Source organism: Enterobacter sp. BIDMC 30 (assembly GCF_000534355.1).
Classification (GTDB): domain Bacteria; phylum Pseudomonadota; class Gammaproteobacteria; order Enterobacterales; family Enterobacteriaceae; genus Enterobacter; species Enterobacter ludwigii.
Genome location: NZ_KI973169.1, coordinates 632,928 through 651,659 on the forward strand (window position 1 = coordinate 632,928; position 18,732 = coordinate 651,659).

At 55.9% G+C, this 18,732-nt stretch carries 17 protein-coding genes; 11 read left to right on the top strand and 6 right to left on the bottom strand.

Annotation, left to right across the window (positions count from 1 at the left end):
• The first annotated feature begins 130 nt into the window (after positions 1-130).
• Together ompR and envZ are read left to right on the top strand one after the other, a co-directional pair.
• On the top strand, positions 131-850 hold the full coding sequence (gene ompR / locus L466_RS19280) for an osmolarity response regulator transcription factor OmpR (RefSeq protein ID WP_006177890.1): 720 nt from the start codon (positions 131-133) through the stop codon (positions 848-850).
• Complete coding sequence (gene envZ / locus L466_RS19275; protein WP_014171962.1) at positions 847-2,193, top strand: two-component system sensor histidine kinase EnvZ; 1,347 nt, start codon at positions 847-849, stop codon at positions 2,191-2,193. The genes ompR and envZ overlap by 4 nt, the downstream gene beginning before the upstream one ends.
• A 47-nt stretch (positions 2,194-2,240) precedes the next feature.
• Here envZ and pckA read toward each other — a convergent pair whose 3' ends face one another.
• From pckA to L466_RS19250, 5 genes are all read right to left on the bottom strand, one after another.
• A complete protein-coding gene (gene pckA, locus L466_RS19270) occupies positions 2,241-3,860 on the bottom strand; it encodes a phosphoenolpyruvate carboxykinase (ATP) (RefSeq protein WP_032680145.1) in 1,620 nt (539 codons plus the stop codon).
• A 353-nt stretch (positions 3,861-4,213) separates the two neighbouring features.
• Positions 4,214-5,092 (bottom strand): Hsp33 family molecular chaperone HslO, encoded by an 879-nt coding sequence (hslO, locus tag L466_RS19265; protein ID WP_014171960.1) that lies wholly within the window; start codon positions 5,090-5,092, stop codon positions 4,214-4,216.
• A gap of 24 nt (positions 5,093-5,116) precedes the next feature.
• The gene (hslR, locus tag L466_RS19260) at positions 5,117-5,518 is read right to left on the bottom strand and encodes a ribosome-associated heat shock protein Hsp15 (protein ID WP_020884572.1); all 402 of its coding nucleotides are present in this window, start codon (positions 5,516-5,518) and stop codon (positions 5,117-5,119) included.
• Entirely contained in the window at positions 5,515-6,198 is a 684-nt protein-coding gene (yrfG, locus tag L466_RS19255) for a GMP/IMP nucleotidase (protein ID WP_025202858.1), read from the bottom strand. The genes hslR and yrfG overlap by 4 nt, the downstream gene beginning before the upstream one ends.
• 67 nt (positions 6,199-6,265) lie before the next feature.
• On the bottom strand, positions 6,266-8,401 hold the full coding sequence (locus L466_RS19250; protein ID WP_025202859.1) for an intracellular growth attenuator family protein: 2,136 nt from the start codon (positions 8,399-8,401) through the stop codon (positions 6,266-6,268).
• Between the two features lie 326 nt (positions 8,402-8,727).
• On the opposite strand from L466_RS19250, the gene nudE reads away from it, so the two are divergent.
• Positions 8,728-9,288 (top strand): ADP compounds hydrolase NudE, encoded by a 561-nt coding sequence (nudE, locus tag L466_RS19245; RefSeq protein WP_014171956.1) that lies wholly within the window; start codon positions 8,728-8,730, stop codon positions 9,286-9,288.
• A 72-nt stretch (positions 9,289-9,360) separates the two neighbouring features.
• Here the strand turns inward: nudE and mrcA are convergent, their stop codons facing one another.
• The gene (mrcA, locus tag L466_RS19240) at positions 9,361-11,913 is read right to left on the bottom strand and encodes a peptidoglycan glycosyltransferase/peptidoglycan DD-transpeptidase MrcA (protein ID WP_020884575.1); all 2,553 of its coding nucleotides are present in this window, start codon (positions 11,911-11,913) and stop codon (positions 9,361-9,363) included.
• A gap of 119 nt (positions 11,914-12,032) precedes the next feature.
• Here mrcA and L466_RS19235 point away from each other — a divergent pair, with 119 nt between their 5' ends.
• The 8 genes from L466_RS19235 to damX all read left to right on the top strand — a co-directional run bounded on the left by L466_RS19235 (position 12,033) and on the right by damX (position 18,675).
• Positions 12,033-12,809 carry a type IV pilus biogenesis protein PilM gene (locus L466_RS19235; protein WP_032680146.1) on the top strand — a complete coding sequence of 259 codons (777 nt, stop codon included), beginning with the start codon at positions 12,033-12,035 and terminating at the stop codon, positions 12,807-12,809.
• Positions 12,806-13,300, top strand: coding sequence for a PilN domain-containing protein (locus L466_RS19230; protein WP_032680147.1), 495 nt, complete (start codon positions 12,806-12,808; stop codon positions 13,298-13,300). The genes L466_RS19235 and L466_RS19230 overlap by 4 nt, the downstream gene beginning before the upstream one ends.
• A 3-nt stretch (positions 13,301-13,303) precedes the next feature.
• A complete protein-coding gene (locus L466_RS19225; RefSeq protein ID WP_032680148.1) occupies positions 13,304-13,765 on the top strand; it encodes a HofO family protein in 462 nt (153 codons plus the stop codon).
• On the top strand, positions 13,755-14,159 hold the full coding sequence (locus tag L466_RS0122250; protein ID WP_032680149.1) for a HofP DNA utilization family protein: 405 nt from the start codon (positions 13,755-13,757) through the stop codon (positions 14,157-14,159). The genes L466_RS19225 and L466_RS0122250 overlap by 11 nt, the downstream gene beginning before the upstream one ends.
• Positions 14,071-15,309 carry a DNA uptake porin HofQ gene (gene hofQ, locus L466_RS19220; RefSeq protein WP_032680150.1) on the top strand — a complete coding sequence of 413 codons (1,239 nt, stop codon included), beginning with the start codon at positions 14,071-14,073 and terminating at the stop codon, positions 15,307-15,309. Before L466_RS0122250 ends, hofQ begins: the two co-directional genes overlap by 89 nt.
• Positions 15,310-15,595: 286 nt before the next feature.
• The gene (aroK, locus tag L466_RS19215) at positions 15,596-16,117 is read left to right on the top strand and encodes a shikimate kinase AroK (protein WP_003861630.1); all 522 of its coding nucleotides are present in this window, start codon (positions 15,596-15,598) and stop codon (positions 16,115-16,117) included.
• A 57-nt stretch (positions 16,118-16,174) separates the two neighbouring features.
• On the top strand, positions 16,175-17,263 hold the full coding sequence (gene aroB / locus L466_RS19210) for a 3-dehydroquinate synthase (RefSeq protein WP_032680151.1): 1,089 nt from the start codon (positions 16,175-16,177) through the stop codon (positions 17,261-17,263).
• A 92-nt stretch (positions 17,264-17,355) separates the two neighbouring features.
• Positions 17,356-18,675 (top strand): cell division protein DamX, encoded by a 1,320-nt coding sequence (gene damX, locus L466_RS19205; RefSeq protein ID WP_032680152.1) that lies wholly within the window; start codon positions 17,356-17,358, stop codon positions 18,673-18,675.
• Positions 18,676-18,732 lie beyond the last annotated feature (57 nt).

Below are 18,732 nucleotides of genomic sequence, written 5' to 3' on the forward strand. Positions count from 1 at the left end.
GATAAGCTGCTGTTAAATATGCTTTGTAACAATTTCGACTAGAATTTATACCAGAATTAGCTGGTCGAACACGTGCACTTTTTTAGAATACGCTGTTATTAGACTATCCGAACCTTTGGGAGTACACACAATGCAAGAGAACTACAAAATTCTGGTCGTGGATGACGACATGCGCCTGCGTGCGCTGCTTGAGCGTTATCTGACCGAGCAGGGCTTCCAGGTTCGTAGCGTGGCCAACGCTGAGCAGATGGACCGTCTGCTGACCCGCGAATCATTCCATCTTATGGTACTCGACCTGATGCTGCCTGGTGAAGACGGGCTTTCCATCTGCCGCCGTCTGCGTAGCCAGAGCAACCCTATGCCGATCATCATGGTGACGGCGAAAGGGGAAGAGGTTGACCGCATCGTTGGTCTGGAAATCGGCGCTGACGACTACATTCCAAAACCGTTCAACCCGCGTGAACTGCTGGCCCGTATTCGCGCTGTGCTGCGCCGTCAGGCGAACGAACTGCCTGGCGCACCGTCGCAGGAAGAAGCGGTGATTGCGTTTGGTAAGTTCAAGCTGAATCTCGGTACCCGTGAGATGTTCCGTGAAGATGAACCTATGCCGCTCACCAGCGGTGAGTTCGCGGTGCTGAAAGCGCTGGTCAGCCACCCGCGTGAGCCGCTTTCACGTGACAAGCTGATGAACCTGGCGCGTGGCCGTGAATACTCCGCAATGGAACGTTCCATTGACGTGCAGATCTCCCGTCTGCGCCGCATGGTGGAAGAAGATCCGGCGCATCCTCGTTATATTCAGACCGTATGGGGTCTGGGCTACGTGTTTGTCCCGGACGGCGCTAAAGCATGAGGCGAATGCGCTTCTCTCCGCGAAGCTCATTTGCCCGTACGCTGTTACTGATTGTCACCCTGCTGTTCGTCAGTCTGGTGACAACCTATCTGGTGGTGCTGAACTTTGCGATCCTGCCGAGCCTCCAGCAGTTCAATAAGGTTCTGGCATACGAAGTGCGTATGCTGATGACCGATAAACTGCAACTGGAGGACGGCACGCAGTTAGTTGTTCCCCCGGCGTTTCGCCGTGAAATCTACCGTGAGCTGGGTATTTCGCTTTACTCCAACGAAGCGGCAGAAGACGCTGGCCTGCGCTGGGCGCAGCATTATGAGTTCCTCAGCCAGCAGATGGCGCAGCAGTTAGGTGGCCCGACGGAAGTGCGCGTTGAGGTCAACAAAAGCTCGCCGGTCGTCTGGCTGAAAACCTGGCTGTCACCCAATATCTGGGTGCGTGTCCCGCTGACCGAAATTCATCAGGGTGACTTCTCACCGCTGTTCCGCTACACCCTTGCCATTATGCTGCTGGCGATAGGCGGCGCGTGGCTGTTTATTCGTATACAGAACCGACCGCTGGTCGACCTGGAGCACGCTGCGCTGCAGGTCGGTAAAGGGATTATTCCTCCGCCACTGCGTGAGTACGGCGCCTCAGAAGTGCGTTCCGTGACGCGGGCCTTTAACCATATGGCGGCCGGCGTGAAACAGCTGGCAGACGACCGTACGCTGCTGATGGCGGGCGTGAGTCATGACCTGCGCACGCCGCTCACGCGTATCCGTCTGGCGACGGAGATGATGGGCGAAGAGGATGGTTATCTTGCGGAGTCCATTAACAAGGACATCGAAGAGTGTAACGCCATTATCGAGCAGTTCATTGACTACCTGCGTACCGGGCAGGAGATGCCGATGGAGATGGCCGATCTGAATGCGGTACTCGGTGAAGTGGTCGCGGCGGAAAGCGGCTACGAGCGGGAAATCGATACCGACCTGCAGGCCGGTGAAATTCAGGTGCGGATGCACCCGCTTTCCATTAAACGTGCGGTGGCCAATATGGTGGTTAACGCGGCCCGTTATGGCAATGGCTGGATTAAAGTCAGCAGCGGATCTGAGCTCAACCGCGCCTGGTTCCAGGTGGAAGATGACGGTCCGGGCATTAAGCCAGAGCAGCGTAAGCATCTGTTCCAGCCGTTTGTGCGGGGCGATAGCGCGCGCAGTACCAGCGGAACCGGCTTAGGCCTGGCGATTGTGCAGCGTATTGTGGATAACCATAACGGCTTGCTGGAGATTGGGACCAGTGAGCGGGGTGGTTTAAGCATTCGCGCATGGTTACCGGTGCCGGTGACGCGCGGGCAGGTGAGAGAGAGTTAAAAAAGGGTGGCAAAAGCCACCCTTTTTTTTGCAGGTCGTGTCAGCTGTTACAGCTTCGGACCCGCACTCACCAGCGCTTCACCTGCCGGGGTATCGGTATACTTCTCGAAGTTCTCAATAAACAGTTTCGCCAGCGATTCTGCTTTCTCACGCCACTGCTCCGGTGAGCCGTAGGTATTGCGTGGGTCGAGAATACGGGTCTCTACGCCCGGCAGCGCCGTCGGGATTGCCAGATCAAACATCGGCAGCGTGAAGGTTTCGGCGTTATCGAGTGAACCATCCAGAATGGCGTCGATAATGGCGCGGGTATCTTTGATGGAGATACGTTTGCCGGTGCCGTTCCAGCCGGTATTCACCAGGTACGCCTGTGCACCGGACGCCTGCATGCGTTTGACCAGCACTTCAGCGTACTGCGTCGGGTGCAGCGACAGGAACGCTGCGCCGAAGCAGGCGGAGAAGGTTGGCGTTGGCTCCGTCACGCCGCGCTCGGTACCGGCCAGTTTGGCGGTAAAACCAGACAGGAAGTGGTACTGCGTCTGGCTGGCGGTCAGGCGGGACACCGGAGGCAACACGCCGAACGCATCTGCCGTCAGGAAAATCACCTTCGTCGCGTGGCCCGCTTTTGACACCGGCTTCACGATGTTGTCGATGTGGTAGATAGGGTAAGACACGCGGGTGTTTTCGGTTTTCGAAGCATCGTCGAAGTCGATCGTTCCATCGGCACGCACGGTGACGTTTTCCAGCAGCGCATCGCGGCGGATGGCATGGAAGATATCTGGCTCCGCTTCTTCAGACAGGCGAATGGTCTTCGCGTAGCAGCCCCCTTCGAAGTTAAACACGCCGTCATCATCCCAGCCGTGCTCGTCATCGCCAATCAGACGACGTTTCGGATCGGTAGAAAGGGTGGTTTTACCGGTGCCGGACAGGCCGAAGAACACCGCCACATCCCCTTTTTCACCGACGTTTGCCGAACAGTGCATGGAGGCGATACCGCGCAGCGGCAGCAGGTAGTTCATCACCGAGAACATCCCTTTCTTCATTTCGCCGCCGTACCAGGTACCGCCGATCAGCTGAATACGCTCGGTCAGGTTAAAGGCGATGAAGTTTTCGGAGTTAAGACCCTGCTCTTTCCACTGTGGGTTCGTGCATTTCGCCCCGTTCATCACGATGAAGTCAGGTGTGAAATCCTGCAGCTCTTCGTCGTCAGGACGAATAAACATGTTTTTCACGAAATGCGCCTGCCAGGCCACTTCAGTGATAAACCGCACGGAAAGACGGGTGTCGGCGTTAGCGCCGCAGAAAGCATCAACGATAAACAGACGCTTGCCGGAAAGTTGATGGGTAACGAGCCCTTTCAGATGCTGCCAGGTTTCCGGAGAGAGCGGTTTGTTATCGTTCTTCCCTTTGCCTTTATCAGCCCACCACAGTGTGTCGCGGGTGGTCTCGTCTCGGACGATGTATTTATCTTTCGGCGAACGACCGGTAAAGATACCGGTATCGACGGCGATAGCACCAAGGTTAGTCAACACACCTCGCTCGTATCCTTCCAGTGCTGGATTGAGCTCTTCCTGATACAGCGTATCGTAATCGGGGTTGTAGACGATTTCCTGGACGTCGTGAATACCATAAGCCTTGAGATCTTGCGGGGTTAAACCAGTAACACGCATATCACTGCTCCTTAGCCAATATGTACTGTCTGAAATTGTAGGGTTTTTGTGAGGTTGTTAACCGCGACGGGGCTCATAGATTTACGCATCTGGACAAAACCCTTACTAACGGAAAACGCTGCGACTCCAGTCACAGGGCAGGCGGATTATCGCAGGAATCGCTTTTTGGTTGGGGAAAATGTTCCGAAAAGGTTAATGGCTGGTGATTTTATCGGAAGGAATGTGAATGTAATCGCATACACGTAAGAAAATTACGTAAGAGTTACAGTGTTAAAAACGATTCAGCCAGAGAGGGCTTTTTTGCACGTTGCCCTCTCGCAAAAGGGAGAGGGCAAAGTGAGGGCAGGCTTTGCTTAGTGGACCTGAGGATCCGCCGGGGAGGCGTTGTTGCGGATCTCAGCAATATCCATCGAATTGAACACGTAGTGCGTACCGCAGTAGTCACAGTGCATATCGATTTCGCCGTCTTCCGCCATGATGCTGTCGATCTCTTCATCCGGCAGGGTCTTCAGCGCGCCAGCGCAGCGTTCACGTGAACAGGTGCACTTAAATTCCACCGACTGTGGATCGTAAACCGTCACTTCTTCTTCGTGATAAAGACGCCACAGGACATCGGTCGCCGACAGGGTGAACAGCTCTTCTGCTTTGACGGTTTCCGTCAGAGTCGCGAGGTGCTCGAAGTCGTTGGTCTGCGCGTCCTGCGCAGGCAGAACCTGCAGCAGCATACCGCCAGCAGCAGGCTGACCGTCTACTTCACCGGTGCGGATGAACAGACGCGTCGGCAGCTGTTCAGAACGCATGAAGTAATCTTCCAGGCAGGCCGCCAGCGTATCGCCTTCGAGGCCAACCACGCCCTGATAGCGCTCACCTTCCTCCGGGGAGATGGTGATGACCAGATAGCCATTACCCACCAGCGTTTTCAGGTCCGCGTTTTCAGGAACATCGCCCTGTACGCGCGCCACGCCACGCATCTGCTGCTGGTTATTACCGTTGATGACCGCCAGGGTCATAGGGCCATCACCCTGCAATTGCACGGTGATATCCCCGGCAAATTTCAGGGTGGCAGTCAGCAGGCTGGTGGCAACCAGCAGTTCGCCCAACAGGGTTTTCACCGGCAGCGGGTAGTTGTGGTTTTCCAGAATCTGTTTCCAGGTTTCGGATACGGTGACCAGCTCGCCGCGCACGGCGAATTGTTCAAACAGATAGCGGTGTAATTGGTCGTGTTGGGCCATAATAGTCTCTCGTGCAGGTGAGGGTTACTCGGTCTCACCGTGTTTAAATTTCATCAGATCGCGGCGCTCTTTTTTATCCGGACGCCGGTCCGGGTGGGGCATTGTCAGCGCATTCATTTTGCGCGCCAGCGCGGTCTTCTCGCGTTTTTCAATGCTCTCAGCCGTCTCTTCATACAGCAGTACGGCTTCGGTTGCGGGCCGTCGTTGTTCAGTAATGGCTTTAATCACCACGGTACGTTCATCGTTGCCCTGACGCAGCGTTAAGGTGGCATTCAGTTCGACCAGCTTGCTCGGTTTGCTGCGCTGGCCGTTGTAATGCACTTTACCGCCGTCGATCATGTCGCGGGCAAGGGCGCGCGTTTTATAAAAACGGGCCGCCCACAGCCATTTATCCAGTCTTACCCCTTCAGAGGGTTTTTCTTTCATGGCCTCTCCTTCACGGTCAGTGAGGGGATCATCTGGCGATAGTCGTTCAGCCCCGGATGGCGCAGATAGCTTTTTTCAGCCAGGCCAGAGTCAGGATTGGTAACGCCCAGACAATAGCGAATGCCAAACCTGGCCGCGGAATCCAGAATAGGCTCGCTGTCATCAATAAACAGCGTGCGTTCCGGCTGCAAACCGGTCTCTTCCGCCACCGCATGCCACAACCGCTGATCCTCTTTCGGATAACCAAATGTGTGGGTGGAAAGTAATAAATCAAGGTGCGAAGCAAGACCCGTATGCTCCAGCTTCACGGCCAGATTGTGAGGATGGGCGTTGGTCAGCAAGATACGGCGCTTGCCGCTCGCTTTCAGCGCATCCAGAAAAGGCACGGTATCCTCACGCAGTACGGCGCGCGGGCCCTGGGCGGTGGTCATGGCACAAATATCCAAACCGAGGCGCTCGCTCCAGTAGTCAAGACAGTACCAGTTTAGCGTATGCTGCACCGCGCTATATTGCGAACGAATGAATTCCTGCGCTTCTGCCGGGGAGATCCCCTGCTGTTCACCATAGGTTTCCGGAACCAGCTTTTGCCAGAAATAGTTATCAAAGGCGAGATCGAGCAGCGTGCCGTCCATATCCAGCAGAACGGTATCAACCTCCTGCCAGGCGATATCAAGATGCATAAGGGGGAACTCCAGCCTGAAGAAACGTGCGCGACAGGGTAGCACATCTTGTCGCGCATCGACGTTATCAGATCAGGCTCTCAGAGGAGGGGATCAGCTTAGGGTTAAGGCAATTTTCGTAATACTGCTGGATGTCGGCAAGCCTGGTGCGTGAGCGCTGATAGCGACGCAGCGCCATAAAACCGTTCCAGCAAATGCATACCAGCATCGCAATCATCAGCAGCGAGGTGCCGATGTAGCGCCACAGGCCTGCGCTGTCCGGCATGCGGTGCAGGCCGATGTGGCGCGTGCCGTTGGCATCGGTAAAGATACTCGTCACAATCCCTTCAGCGCTAAACGGCGTCTGCATCAGCATCTGCGCCAGGCGCTGGAACTGGCCCCATTGTTCCTGAGCCGGGTAGTCATAAAGTGCGACCTGCGGGTATGGCTGATCGACCAGGTCGCTCCCTTCATCACTGACGATCACAAAGCCACCCGGTGCCGGGCTGTTCAACGCCTGCGCCGCGCGGGTGGTTTCGCGCATCACGAAGGGTGCGGTTGACGTGGCGACCAGATTATCCAGCGACTCGGCGCTGACCGGACGCAGCAGCACGTTAACGCCATCCAGCCGGCCCGCTTCCGCGCGTTTCACCAGCGAATCCCAGTCTTTACTGTTACCCAGGTTCACAAGGGCGTTTTTGAGACGTACGCATTCGTCCTGAGCGGAACACAAATCCTGCGTTTTCAGAACGATGTCACCAAAGTCGTCCAGAAGCACCATCCCCGATTTCTGAATGGCCGAGCGCAGGGCAGGGCTCACGCGTGAGTCGTCATCGGGTTTCGGGTGCAGCTGGCGGTTGACCGTCTGGGTAAGCGACGTGGCTTTATTGACAACCTCAGATTCAGGCAGCGGCAGCGGCGGCGCATCATTCCAGATAATTTGCGAGCAATCGAACGGCATGAACGGCGAGCTCTGACGCGTATTCCATGCGCCAGGCGTATGAATGTTACACATCCCGGTGCCCTTCAGGCGCAGCGTATCACCGACCCGCACGCCAGCCTCGTCCAGTTGGTTGACGCTGGTTGCCTCAATGGTTTGCGCCCCTTTTATCCATGACAGGGTAAATTTAATGGGCATATCCAGCGGGACAAACAGCAGAAGCATGATAAAGACCAGCGCTGCCCCCCCGGCAATGACCGCACTGCGTAACCAGTGCTGAAGCGGGAAATTTTTTACTTCATCATGCAGGGATAAAAAGCGCCCCTGGCGCACCACATGGCGGTCAAGATAGATATCGATATCGGTTTTCTGCCCTAAATCCTGGGCAATCCACGGCTGCCAGTGGCGCGGGTAGATAAGATCGATAATACCGAGCGAGATATTATTGAGGTGCTCCTGGTCACTCTCACCGAACAGACCCCAGCGCTTAGGAGTACCGCGCAGGCAGTGGATCTCACGTAGCGAGGTTTTTGCCGGCGGGGCAAAGAGCCCCCACAGTCCGGCTGCCAGCAACAGCACCGCACCGCCAGCCAGCCAGGGGACAAACACATCCGGCGTCAGCAGGCAGATGAAAAAGAGCAGGAACGCGGCCACGATCAGAATCGCTTCGCGAATGCCGTCAGGGCGGCTCAGGGCGTACTCTTCATGCGTCTCCTGGCGAATGTTCAACAGCTCGATCTGCTCTGTCTCTTCGCCACGAATGGAGGCCTGCGTTGAGCTTGCGCGTTCCAGCGCAAAACGCGGGGCTTCCTGAAGATATTCATTCAACGTATGGCCGTTGAGCGAGATAACCAGCGGCAACGAATCGGTATGGATCAGCTCTACGCTGTTTTCGTCATTAATGTACTGCTCCCAGGACGGGGGCAGATGCACTTCAACCGAATCCAGGTAATAGCGCCATTTATTGGGATCGTCTGTGGTGATGCCATAGCGGGTGATGGAGCGCGTCACACTGAGCACTGTGTCACTTTGCGCATTTAACTTGATCGCCACCGGCGCAGCAGTTGCCCCCGTCGGCCCAGGTGTTAACTGAGAACGGTTCAGTGTTTCGAGATAGTTTTCTACTGCATCGCGCTCTTCTTGCGTCAGTTTACGCGTCGTCGCACCGGCAAAGGCGTTTAAAAAGGGCAGCCGGTAACGACGCCTTACGCGACGCCTGTATACCCACCCTGCAACCAATGCGCCGGCCAGCATAGCAGCGAGAACAATCAAAATGGTGCTCATGCTTTCCCCATCTTACTTATCTTCTTACAGGTGTAGTCAGTAGCACCTTTAACATTGAATGAGAGTCTGTGGTTGGCTATCGGCAAGTATGGAGTCGAACTTGAGCATTCTGAAGCGCATCCCAGTGACCGATGATGATAGCAAAGCCTGTTATGGCGCGATATCAGCAAATTCCTGGAAACATTTCAACCTCTTGACATTTGTTTTGAATTGAGGATTGATTCCTGTTACGTTGCATAAATGTAAATACAGAACAATTGACATTGCCGAAACCGTGCGGCGTATCGCACAATAAAGCCAGTTCCCACTGCTAAGACCCCATCACGATGAGCAAACCACTACAAAAACCCACCATTCTGAATGTTGAAACAGTCGCAAAATCGCGCCTGTTTAATGTCGAAAGTGTGGATCTGGAGTTCAGCAACGGTGTGCGTCGCGTTTACGAACGTATGCGCCCTTCTTCGCGCGAAGCGGTGATGATTGTTCCTGTCGTCGACGACCATCTGATCTTAATCCGCGAGTATGCCGTGGGAACCGAATCTTACGAACTTGGGTTCTCGAAAGGGCTCATCGATCCGGGTGAAACGGTCTTTGAGGCGGCCAATCGCGAGCTGAAAGAAGAGGTCGGTTTTGGCGCGAACGAACTGACGTTCCTGAAAAAACTGAGCATGGCACCCTCCTATTTTTCCAGCAAAATGAACATTGTGGTTGCTGAGGATCTCTATCCAGAATCGCTGGAAGGGGACGAGCCGGAGCCACTGCCACAGGTTCGCTGGCCGCTGGCCCATATGATGGACCTGCTTGAAGACCCTGACTTTAACGAGGCCCGCAACGTGAGCGCGCTGTTCCTGGTACGCGAATGGCTGAAGGGGCAGGGGCGGTTATAACAGCCTGATGTCCGCAACTTATGACAGAACAAAAAAAACGGCAACCTGAGGTTGCCGTTTTTACGTTGCCCGTTAGAACAACTCGTGCGTTTCGCCGTTATCAATGATTTCTGTACCCACCTCATGCACCGCCTGTGTGGTCGGCTGCGTGCCCTCGATGAAATACTCTGCACGGCTATTGCCGCCATTGGCGAGCTGCCCGGTGCTGCGGTCGATATTGACGGTAACCACGCCCGGTGGTGGCGTCAGCGGTTGCTCCGGAACGCCTTCCAGCACGGATTTCATATAGGCATCCCAGGCCGGTTGCGCACTCTTCGCGCCGCCTTCGTAGCCAGAAATCTGATCTTTAATCGCGCCTGAAGCCGTGGTGCGGCCTAAATCACGGCGATGATCGTCAAAACCGATCCAGACTGACGTCACCACGCCCGGGCCGTAACCGGAGAACCACGCATCTTTCGAGCTGTTTGTTGTCCCCGTTTTACCGCCGATATCATGGCGCTGTAAATCACGTCCTGCCCGCCAGCCGGTCCCTTGCCAGCCAGGTTCGCCGAAGATGTTGGTGTTCAGCGCGCTCTTTATCAGGAACGACAGCGGCGTGTTGATGACATGCGGTGCATACTCCTGTGCCCCGCTCTGCGCCACCAGCGACTGGTTAGCCTGTTCCAGCTGCGGCTGCGGCAACACAGGGTTCGTCTGCTCCTGAGACACGGCAACGTCTTCCATGTCCTTGTTTTCAATCACTTCAGATTTTGGCGTATTGCCGTAAATGACCGGAATATCGCAGTCAGGGCAGGCAATTTTCGGCTTCGCTTCAAACAGCACGCCACCCTGGTCGTTCTCGATTTTACTGATGAAGTACGGGTCAATCAGGAAGCCGCCGTTAGCCATCACCGAGTACCCCCGCGCCACCTGAAGCGGCGTAAAGGACGCAGAGCCTAACGCCAGCGATTCGGTGCGCACGATGTTCTGAGCCGGGAAACCGAAGCGTTGCAGATATTCCGCGGCATAGTCGACACCCATCGCACGCATTGCGCGCACCATCACCACGTTTTTCGACTGCCCAAGACCCTGACGAAGACGAATAGGGCCTGAATATTCCGCCGGTGAGTTCTTCGGCTGCCAGTCAGAACCGGCACCGGCATCCCAGCGGGAGATAGGCACGTCGTTCAGGATACTGGCGAGAGTCAGTCCCTTATCCATGGCAGCGGTGTAGAGGAACGGCTTGATGTTGGAGCCAACCTGACGCAACGCCTGGGTGGCGCGGTTAAATTTGCTCTGGTTGAAATCGAACCCACCGACCAGGGCCAGCACTGCACCGTTCTGCGGGTTGATGGACACCAGGGCCGAGTTAACGTCTGGCACCTGCGCCAGCCACCAGCTGTCACCCACCTTGCGTACCCAGATTTGCTGTCCGGTCTGGACGACATCCGTCACTTTACGCGGCGTCGGGCCTTGCAGGGTGTCTGAGCGGTACGGGCGAGCCCAACGGATCCCGTCCATTCGCAGGGAGACAGATGTTCCATCCGCCAGCGTTGCCACCGCTTCCTGCGGATCGGCCTGAGTCACCACGGCGGGAAGGAGCGGGCCATAGGTGGGCAGCGCTTTCAGCGTACTGGTGATTTTTTTGCTGTCCCAGGCGCTTTCGCCGACTTTCCACAGCACATTTGACGGGCCGCGATAACCGTGGCGCATGTCGTAATCCATCACGTTGTTACGCACCGCTTCCTGAGCCGCCTGTTGAACGTTGCGGGTCACGGTGGTGTAAACGCGGTAGCCATCTTCGTAGGCTTTATCGCCGTAGCGGCTCACCATCTCCTGACGCACCATTTCGGTGAGATAAGGGGCAGAGAAGGCAATCTCCGGCGCATGATAGTTGGCATCGATGACATCGTTGCGCGCCTGTTCGTACTCGCTCTGGCTGATATAGCCTTCGCTCAGCATACGTGACAGGACGACGTTACGACGCGCCGTAGCGCGTTCAAGCGAGTAGAGCGGGTTGAATGTCGATGGCGCTTTAGGCAGACCGGCAATGGTCGCCATTTCGCTTAACGTCAGCTGCTCGACAGGTTTACCAAAGTACACCTGCGCGGCCGCACCAACACCGTAGGCGCGGTAGCCGAGGTAGATTTTATTGAGGTACAGCTCAAGGATCTCGTCTTTGCTCAACAACTGCTCTATACGGATCGCAAGGAACACCTCTTTGATCTTACGGGTCAGGGTCTTTTCTGGGCTAAGGAAGAAGTTACGCGCCAGCTGCTGTGTAATGGTACTTGCCCCCTGAGAGGCATGACCGGAGAACAGCGCAATACTTGCAGCACGGAAAATCCCCACCGGATCGACACCGTGGTGCTCGTAAAAACGGCTGTCCTCGGTAGCGATAAAGGCTTTGACCATCACGGGCGGAATTTGATTCAAGGTCAGCGGGATACGACGCTTTTCGCCGTACTGCGCCATTAACTCGCCATCGGCGCTGTAGACCTGCATCGGGATCTGGAGTCGCACATCGCGAAGCGTAGCGACATCAGGCAGCTGCGGCTCAATATATTTGTACAAACCATAAATCGAGCCTGCTCCCAGCAGAATGCAACAGACTGCAAGGATTAATAAATACTTTACGAACTTCACCGGAGATTTCCCATTTGGTTTCACTTGGGCAGTTTCTAAACAATCGCGCGGTAGTATAAAGGCAAGCCTGATTCATTGATATAGCCGTCACCTGACGGGCGATAAGGAGATCGTGAAGCATGGCTTTCAAAACATGGCAAACAGGCGTTCATATTCAACAGGATAGGGTGCAGATAGTGGCGCTGGCCCGGGAGCGGTCGGGCTGGCGTCTGTGCCGCTGGTGGGCTATCACTCTGGCCGAAGGGATTATCCGGGATGGCAAAATTTGCCAGCCTGAACAACTGGTTGACGCCCTGCGCGACTGGCGGAAAACATTGCCCCACTCCCACCGGGTGTTTCTCTCATTTCCGGCGGCACGCACGCTGCAACGATCGCTTCCCCGTCCGGGCGTGGCGCTGCGCGACAGCGAACAGCTCTCCTGGCTGGGGGCGACACTCTCGCGTGAACTGGAGATGGCTGCTGACACGCTCTGTTTTGATTATGCGCAGGATACGTTCAGCAATACATTCCATGTCACCGCTGCACAAAACAACGAGATTTACCCCCTGCTGACGCTGGCAAAGATGTTGCGTTTACGGCTCGTGACGATCACCCCGGATGCCAGTGCGCTGGCGAACCTTCTCCCTGCGGTAGCGCCGGCGCAGTGTGTCGCCTGGCGTGATGGGCATCAGTGGCTGTGGGCGATGCGCCATCAGTGGGGACGGCGTTTTACCACGGAAGCGGAAAACGTGGCCGATCTCGCGGCACTGCTGGCCCTCACGCCGCAGGACATTGCCCTCTTTGATAGCCAGCGAGACCCCTGGGACGCCCTGGTTCGTTGCCATGCCCCTCTGCCGGCATACGGCGCTGATTATACCGTCGCGCTGGCGCTGGCCATGAGTGAGGTGCCGGAATGAGCATGACGAACTTTCTGCCGTGGCGGCGGCAGCGACGCGTGCGCTGCCTGCGATTCTGGGGAGTACTGTTTGTCGCTACGTGGCTGCTGATACTGATGGGGGTTTTCAGCCTGCGGATGAATCCTCTCGTGATGACACGTGCGCTACATATTCAACTGGCGGGCATGCAGTCCGTGCAGCAGGTGCTGGTGTCTCGTACAAGGTCAGGCACAGAGACGCCGACGCCCGCGCCAGCGCCTCAACGACGCGCCTGGCAGCCGGTGCTGGAGTCCTTTGCCGGGATGATGCCATCCCAGGTCTGGCTGACCGAACTGCGCTATCAGCCCCCTACACTGATGTTAACCGGATATGCCGCAACACTCCCCGCGCTCTCTGCTCTGCGGGATGGGCTCGGAAAGATGGCGGGGTTTACCCCGGGGCCGACGGGGGAATTACAGCAGGATGACCTGGGGCGCTGGATGTTCACCTTTCATCTGCGAAGCGAGGGCTAATGCGTGGAAACCTTGTTCGAACGCTGGTGCGAAAGCAGCCCCCGATGGCGGGTGCTGTGCTGGTGTCTGAGCGTTCTCTTTCTGGGGAGTACGACATGGGGCATGGTGCTTCGACCGGTTGCAAAGCAGGTGGCTGAACTTCAGCGGCAGGTCAGCGAGGCCGCACAGGCTAATGTCTCGCTATGGCCCGCCGCCAGTCAGGTGCCGCGGCGTCACGCACCCCGTGAAGCCACGGTAATGACGCCTTTTTCGCCACTCGAGTTTCAGGGGGCGGGCACAAGACTGGTTCACTGGAAGCCGTTGCAAAACGGAGGGGAACTGACGCTGGATGCTGAATGGCAGGCCATCCCGACTGTTTTCAGCCGGCTGGCGCAGCGGGATGTTCAGGTTGCCGCCTTTGCTCTCTCTGCACAGGGTTCGGCATTACGCCTGCGGGTGGAGCTGGAGGAGCAGCATGCGAACTAGCGCGCGTTGCCTGCTGGTGTGTTGCGCCCTGTTAGTGACCGGGATGCGGGATCCTTTTCGCCCGCCGGATGACCCTTGTGCGGTAGGGCAACTGGCGCAGTGGCATTACCATGGGATGGTGGGCGGCACTCAGGACACTGGCATTTTACAGGACGGGCAAAAGCGCTGGCATCGCCTGACACCGCAACAGCATCTCCCGGTGGGCTGGCGGGTAACGGCCCTCAATGAAAGGGAACTGGTCGTCGATGTGGGGGATGCATGTGAACCCAGACAATGGACGTGGCAACGAGAAGGAACGAAAAAGAATGAACATAAGGATAACGCTGTGGCTGCTGGCGTTCAGTCATCCGCTGTGGGCCGCCGCGCCAAAGCCGGTCACGCTGGTGGTGGATGAGGTACCGGTGGTGCAGGTGCTACAGGCGCTGGTCGCGCAGGAGAACCGTAATCTGGTGGTGTCGCCAGATGTCAGCGGCACGCTGTCGCTCAATCTGACACGCGTCCCCTGGCGACAGGCGCTACAGACGGTCGTCACCAGCGCCGGGCTTGTTCTGCATGAAGAAGGGGGCATTTTTTATGTTCACACCGCAGCCTGGCAGCGTGAACAGCTGGAACGCAAAGAGCAGGAGCGGACACGCCGACAGCTTGATGCGCCGCTGGTCTCGCACAGCATACCTTTTTCTTACGCTGACGCCGGGGAGCTGCAAAAAGCGGCGGAAAAACTGCTCAGTCCAAAGGGGAGTTTGTCTGTCGACAAGCGCACGAACCGTCTGCTGATACGGGATAACCAGGCGGTGCTTGATACGCTGCAGCACTGGGCGACACAGATGGATATCCCTGTCGAGCAGGTGGAACTGGCGGCGCATATCGTGACCATCAATGAAAAAAGCCTGCGTGAGCTGGGGGTGAAGTGGAATCTCGCCGACGCAACGGAGGCGGGCAAAGTCGGGCAACTCACAACGCTTGGCAGCGATCTGTCCGTGGCAAACGCCACCACCCATGTGGGTTTTAACATTGGGCGGATTAACGGCAGGCTGCTGGATCTGGAGTTGTCGGCGCTGGAGCAAAAGCAGCAGGTCGATATCATCGCCAGCCCGCGACTGCTGGCCTCGCATATGCAACCGGCCAGTATTAAGCAGGGCAGTGAGATCCCATATCAGGTCTCCAGCGGTGACAGCGGGGCGACCTCCGTGGAATTTAAAGAGGCGGTGTTAGGCATGGAGGTGACGCCGGTGGTGCTGCCCGGCGGTCGCGTACGCCTGAAGCTGCACATCAGTGAAAATATGCCAGGACAGGTGCTGCAGCAGGCCGATGGTGAAACGCTCGCCATCGATAAACAAGAAATTGAAACCCAGGTGGAAGTAAAAAGTGGAGAAACGCTGGCGCTGGGCGGAATTTTTTCGCAAAAGAATAAAACCGGAAGCGATCGCGTGCCCGGGCTGGGCAACATCCCGTGGCTTGGACAGCTTTTTCGCCATGACGGAAAGGACAATGAACGACGGGAGTTAGTGGTGTTTATTACACCACGACTGGTCGGTATTCGCTGAAGAGTCACGATCCTCCCAATGATTTTGCATTCAGATTGTTGCAGATGTTTGACGTGGGGCATGAATTAGCATACAAGGAGTACCGATTTGAGTTGGACTTACGTCTTATTGCCTTATGCGTCTGGTGCGGTGATTTAATCAGTTGCCAAACAAGCCGGAGTATTGAGATAATTTTTAGTCTGACTCTCGCTCTATTGCATATGAGGTTTCAGTTCATGTCCTGCTACGCCGGGTGTCTGCGAAGCGGGGATTACCATTAACGAATAGTCTTAGTAGTACCGATAAAATGGCAGAGAAACGCAATATCTTTCTGGTTGGGCCTATGGGTGCCGGCAAAAGCACTATTGGGCGTCAGTTAGCTCAACAACTCAATATGGAATTTTACGATTCTGATCAAGAGATTGAGAAACGAACCGGAGCTGATGTGGGCTGGGTTTTCGACGTAGAAGGCGAAGAAGGTTTCCGTGACCGAGAAGAAAAAGTGATCAACGAACTCACGGAAAAGCAGGGCATTGTTCTGGCAACAGGCGGTGGCTCTGTCAAATCTCGCGAAACCCGCAACCGTCTCTCCGCCCGTGGCGTAGTGGTCTATCTCGAGACGACCATCGAAAAACAGCTGGCACGTACGCAGCGCGATAAAAAGCGCCCGTTGCTGCAGGTTGAAACGCCACCACGCGAAGTTCTGGAAGCGTTGGCCGATGAACGCAATCCGCTGTACGAAGAGATTGCTGATGTGACCATTCGTACTGACGATCAGAGCGCTAAAGTGGTTGCAAACCAGATTATTCATATGCTGGAAAGCAACTGATTCTGGCTTTATATACAATCGCCTGCGGGTAAAAGCATTAAAGGTGGATGTCGCGTCATGGAGAGGATTACAGTTACTCTCGGGGAACGTAGTTACCCAATCACCATCGCGGCTGGTTTGTTTAACGACCCAGCTTCCTTTTTACCACTGAAAGCGGGTGATCAGGCGATGCTGGTCACCAATGAGACGCTGGCTCCGCTTTATCTCGACTGCGTTCGCCACCTGCTTGAACAGGCGGGCGTTAAAGTCGACAGTGTGATTCTGCCCGATGGCGAGCAGTATAAAAGCCTGGCGGTACTGGATACCGTCTTTACCGCATTGCTGCAAAAACCGCATGGTCGCGATACAACACTGCTTGCCCTGGGCGGCGGTGTTGTGGGCGATCTGACGGGCTTTGCGGCTGCAAGTTATCAACGTGGTGTGCGTTTTATTCAAATCCCTACCACGTTACTGTCTCAGGTCGACTCTTCTGTCGGCGGCAAAACGGCCGTTAACCATCCGCTCGGTAAAAATATGATTGGCGCGTTCTACCAGCCGGCATCGGTGGTGGTGGATCTCGACTGTCTGAAAACCCTACCGAAACGCGAGCTGTCTTCTGGCCTGGCTGAAGTGATCAAATACGGCATTATTCTGGATGGCGAGTTCTTTGACTGGCTGGAAGAGAATATGGATGCGTTGCTGCGCCTGGATGAGGCGAAACTGGCTTACTGCATTCGTCGTTGTTGTGAGCTGAAAGCGGAAGTTGTCGCTGCAGACGAGCGTGAAACGGGCTTACGTGCTTTACTGAATCTTGGGCATACGTTTGGTCACGCGATTGAAGCCGAAATGGGTTACGGTAACTGGCTTCACGGTGAAGCAGTCGCTGCCGGAATGGTAATGGCTGCCCGAACTTCTGAACGTCTGGGGCAGTTTAAACCGGAAGAGACGGCACGCATCATCACGCTGCTTGGGCGTGCGGGCTTGCCGGTAACCGGGCCGAAAGAGATGTCGGCACAAGCGTATTTACCCCACATGATGCGCGATAAAAAAGTATTGGCAGGTGAGATGCGTCTTGTACTCCCGCTTGCAATAGGGAAGAGTGAAGTACGCGGCGGAGTGCCGCATGATGTGGTTCTTGGCGCTATTGCTGACTGTCAGCAGGCGTAACAACTAGAAAGGTCAGGCCACTGTTACAGGTGGTCGTTTAGCTTCAGGCGAAATGCAAAGTCGTTGGCATAAGCCTTTGAGTGGGGTGTTAAATGGATGAATTCAAACCAGAAGACGAGCTGAAACCCGATCCCAGCGATCGTCGTACTGGTCGTTCTCGTCAATCTTCAGAACGTGATAACGAGCCGCAGATCAACTTTGACGATGTTGATCTGGATGCAGACGATCGTCGCCCTTCGCGTAGCCGCAACGCGCGTGATGAGCGAGAAGAAGAGGGTTATGAGTCCGAAGAAGATTCAATGGACGAAGAGCCTGTAGAGCGTCGCCCACGTAAACGTAAAAAAGCCGCTGCGCAGAAACCCGCCTCCCGCCAGTACATCATGATGGGACTCGGCGTTCTGGTGCTCGTGCTGCTGATTGTCGGTATTGGTTCTGCGCTAAAAGCGCCTTCGACCCCTTCCGGTGAGCAAGCGGCATCCACTGAGAAGAGCATCAGCCTCTCTGGTAACGATGCGACCGATCAGGCGAATGGTGCGCAGCCAGCGCCGGGTACCACCTCCGCCGAGCAGACTGCCGGAAATACAACACAGCCGCAGGATGTTTCTCTGCCGCCAGTTTCTTCTACCCCCGCACAGGGTCAGGCACCTGCCACGCCGGAAGGCCAGCAGCGTGTAGAAGTTCAGGGCGACCTGAACAATGCCCTGACGCAGCCGCAAAATCAGGCGCAGGTGGACAATGCCGTGGTTAACTCTACGCTGCCAACTGAACCTGCGACCGTTGCACCGATCCGCGGTGGTAACGCTCAGCCGCAAACGGCTGCAACCGAAACCAAACCGCGCCAGACGCAACCTGCGACCCGTCCTGAACGTAAGCAGGCTGTGATTGAACCTAAGCGTGAAACCAAACCTCAGGCAGTCGTCAAAGCGCCTGAAGTGAAAGCGCCAGCTCAGACAAAACGTACTGAAACGGCCACGGTGAGCGAACCGGCAAAAGCACCGGTTACGCAGACAGCACCGAAAGCAACGGCGACCACCACGGCACCGGCTGCCACTTCGGCACCAGCTGCAACTGCACCTACTGCACCTGCAGCAACGGCAACAACCAGCGCCGCAGCAGGCAAGACTGCAGGTAACGTCGGTTCGCTGAAGTCAGCCCCGTCCAGCAATTACACGCTGCAGCTGAGCAGTTCGTCTAACTATGACAACCTCAACGGTTGGGCGAAGAAAACGAATCTGAAAAACTATGTGGTTTATCAGACCACCCGTAATGGTCAGCCGTGGTACGTGCTGGTAAGTGGCGTTTATGCTTCAAAAGATGAAGCGAAACGTGCTGTCGCAACGCTGCCAGCCGACGTTCAGGCGAAAAACCCATGGGCTAAGCCAATTCATCAGGTTCAGGCTGATCTGAAGTAATGTTTAAAGCGCAGGATGCTGTCGGAGCTTTCTCCACAGCCGGAGAAGGTGTAATCA

Excerpts from the sequence above, each read along its gene's own strand:
- ompR (WP_006177890.1), top strand. The coding sequence starts at position 131 with ATGCAAGAGAACTACAAAATTCTGGTCGTGGATGACGACATGCGCCTG.
- envZ (WP_014171962.1), top strand. The coding sequence starts at position 847 with ATGAGGCGAATGCGCTTCTCTCCGCGAAGCTCATTTGCCCGTACGCTG.
- pckA (WP_032680145.1), bottom strand. The coding sequence starts at position 3,860 with ATGCGTGTTACTGGTTTAACCCCGCAAGATCTCAAGGCTTATGGTATT.
- hslO (WP_014171960.1), bottom strand. The coding sequence starts at position 5,092 with ATGGCCCAACACGACCAATTACACCGCTATCTGTTTGAACAATTCGCC.
- hslR (WP_020884572.1), bottom strand. The coding sequence starts at position 5,518 with ATGAAAGAAAAACCCTCTGAAGGGGTAAGACTGGATAAATGGCTGTGG.
- yrfG (WP_025202858.1), bottom strand. The coding sequence starts at position 6,198 with ATGCATCTTGATATCGCCTGGCAGGAGGTTGATACCGTTCTGCTGGAT.
- L466_RS19250 (WP_025202859.1), bottom strand. The coding sequence starts at position 8,401 with ATGAGCACCATTTTGATTGTTCTCGCTGCTATGCTGGCCGGCGCATTG.
- nudE (WP_014171956.1), top strand. The coding sequence starts at position 8,728 with ATGAGCAAACCACTACAAAAACCCACCATTCTGAATGTTGAAACAGTC.
- L466_RS19235 (WP_032680146.1), top strand. The coding sequence starts at position 12,033 with ATGGCTTTCAAAACATGGCAAACAGGCGTTCATATTCAACAGGATAGG.
- L466_RS19230 (WP_032680147.1), top strand. The coding sequence starts at position 12,806 with ATGAGCATGACGAACTTTCTGCCGTGGCGGCGGCAGCGACGCGTGCGC.
- L466_RS0122250 (WP_032680149.1), top strand. The coding sequence starts at position 13,755 with ATGCGAACTAGCGCGCGTTGCCTGCTGGTGTGTTGCGCCCTGTTAGTG.
- hofQ (WP_032680150.1), top strand. The coding sequence starts at position 14,071 with ATGAACATAAGGATAACGCTGTGGCTGCTGGCGTTCAGTCATCCGCTG.
- aroK (WP_003861630.1), top strand. The coding sequence starts at position 15,596 with ATGGCAGAGAAACGCAATATCTTTCTGGTTGGGCCTATGGGTGCCGGC.
- aroB (WP_032680151.1), top strand. The coding sequence starts at position 16,175 with ATGGAGAGGATTACAGTTACTCTCGGGGAACGTAGTTACCCAATCACC.
- damX (WP_032680152.1), top strand. The coding sequence starts at position 17,356 with ATGGATGAATTCAAACCAGAAGACGAGCTGAAACCCGATCCCAGCGAT.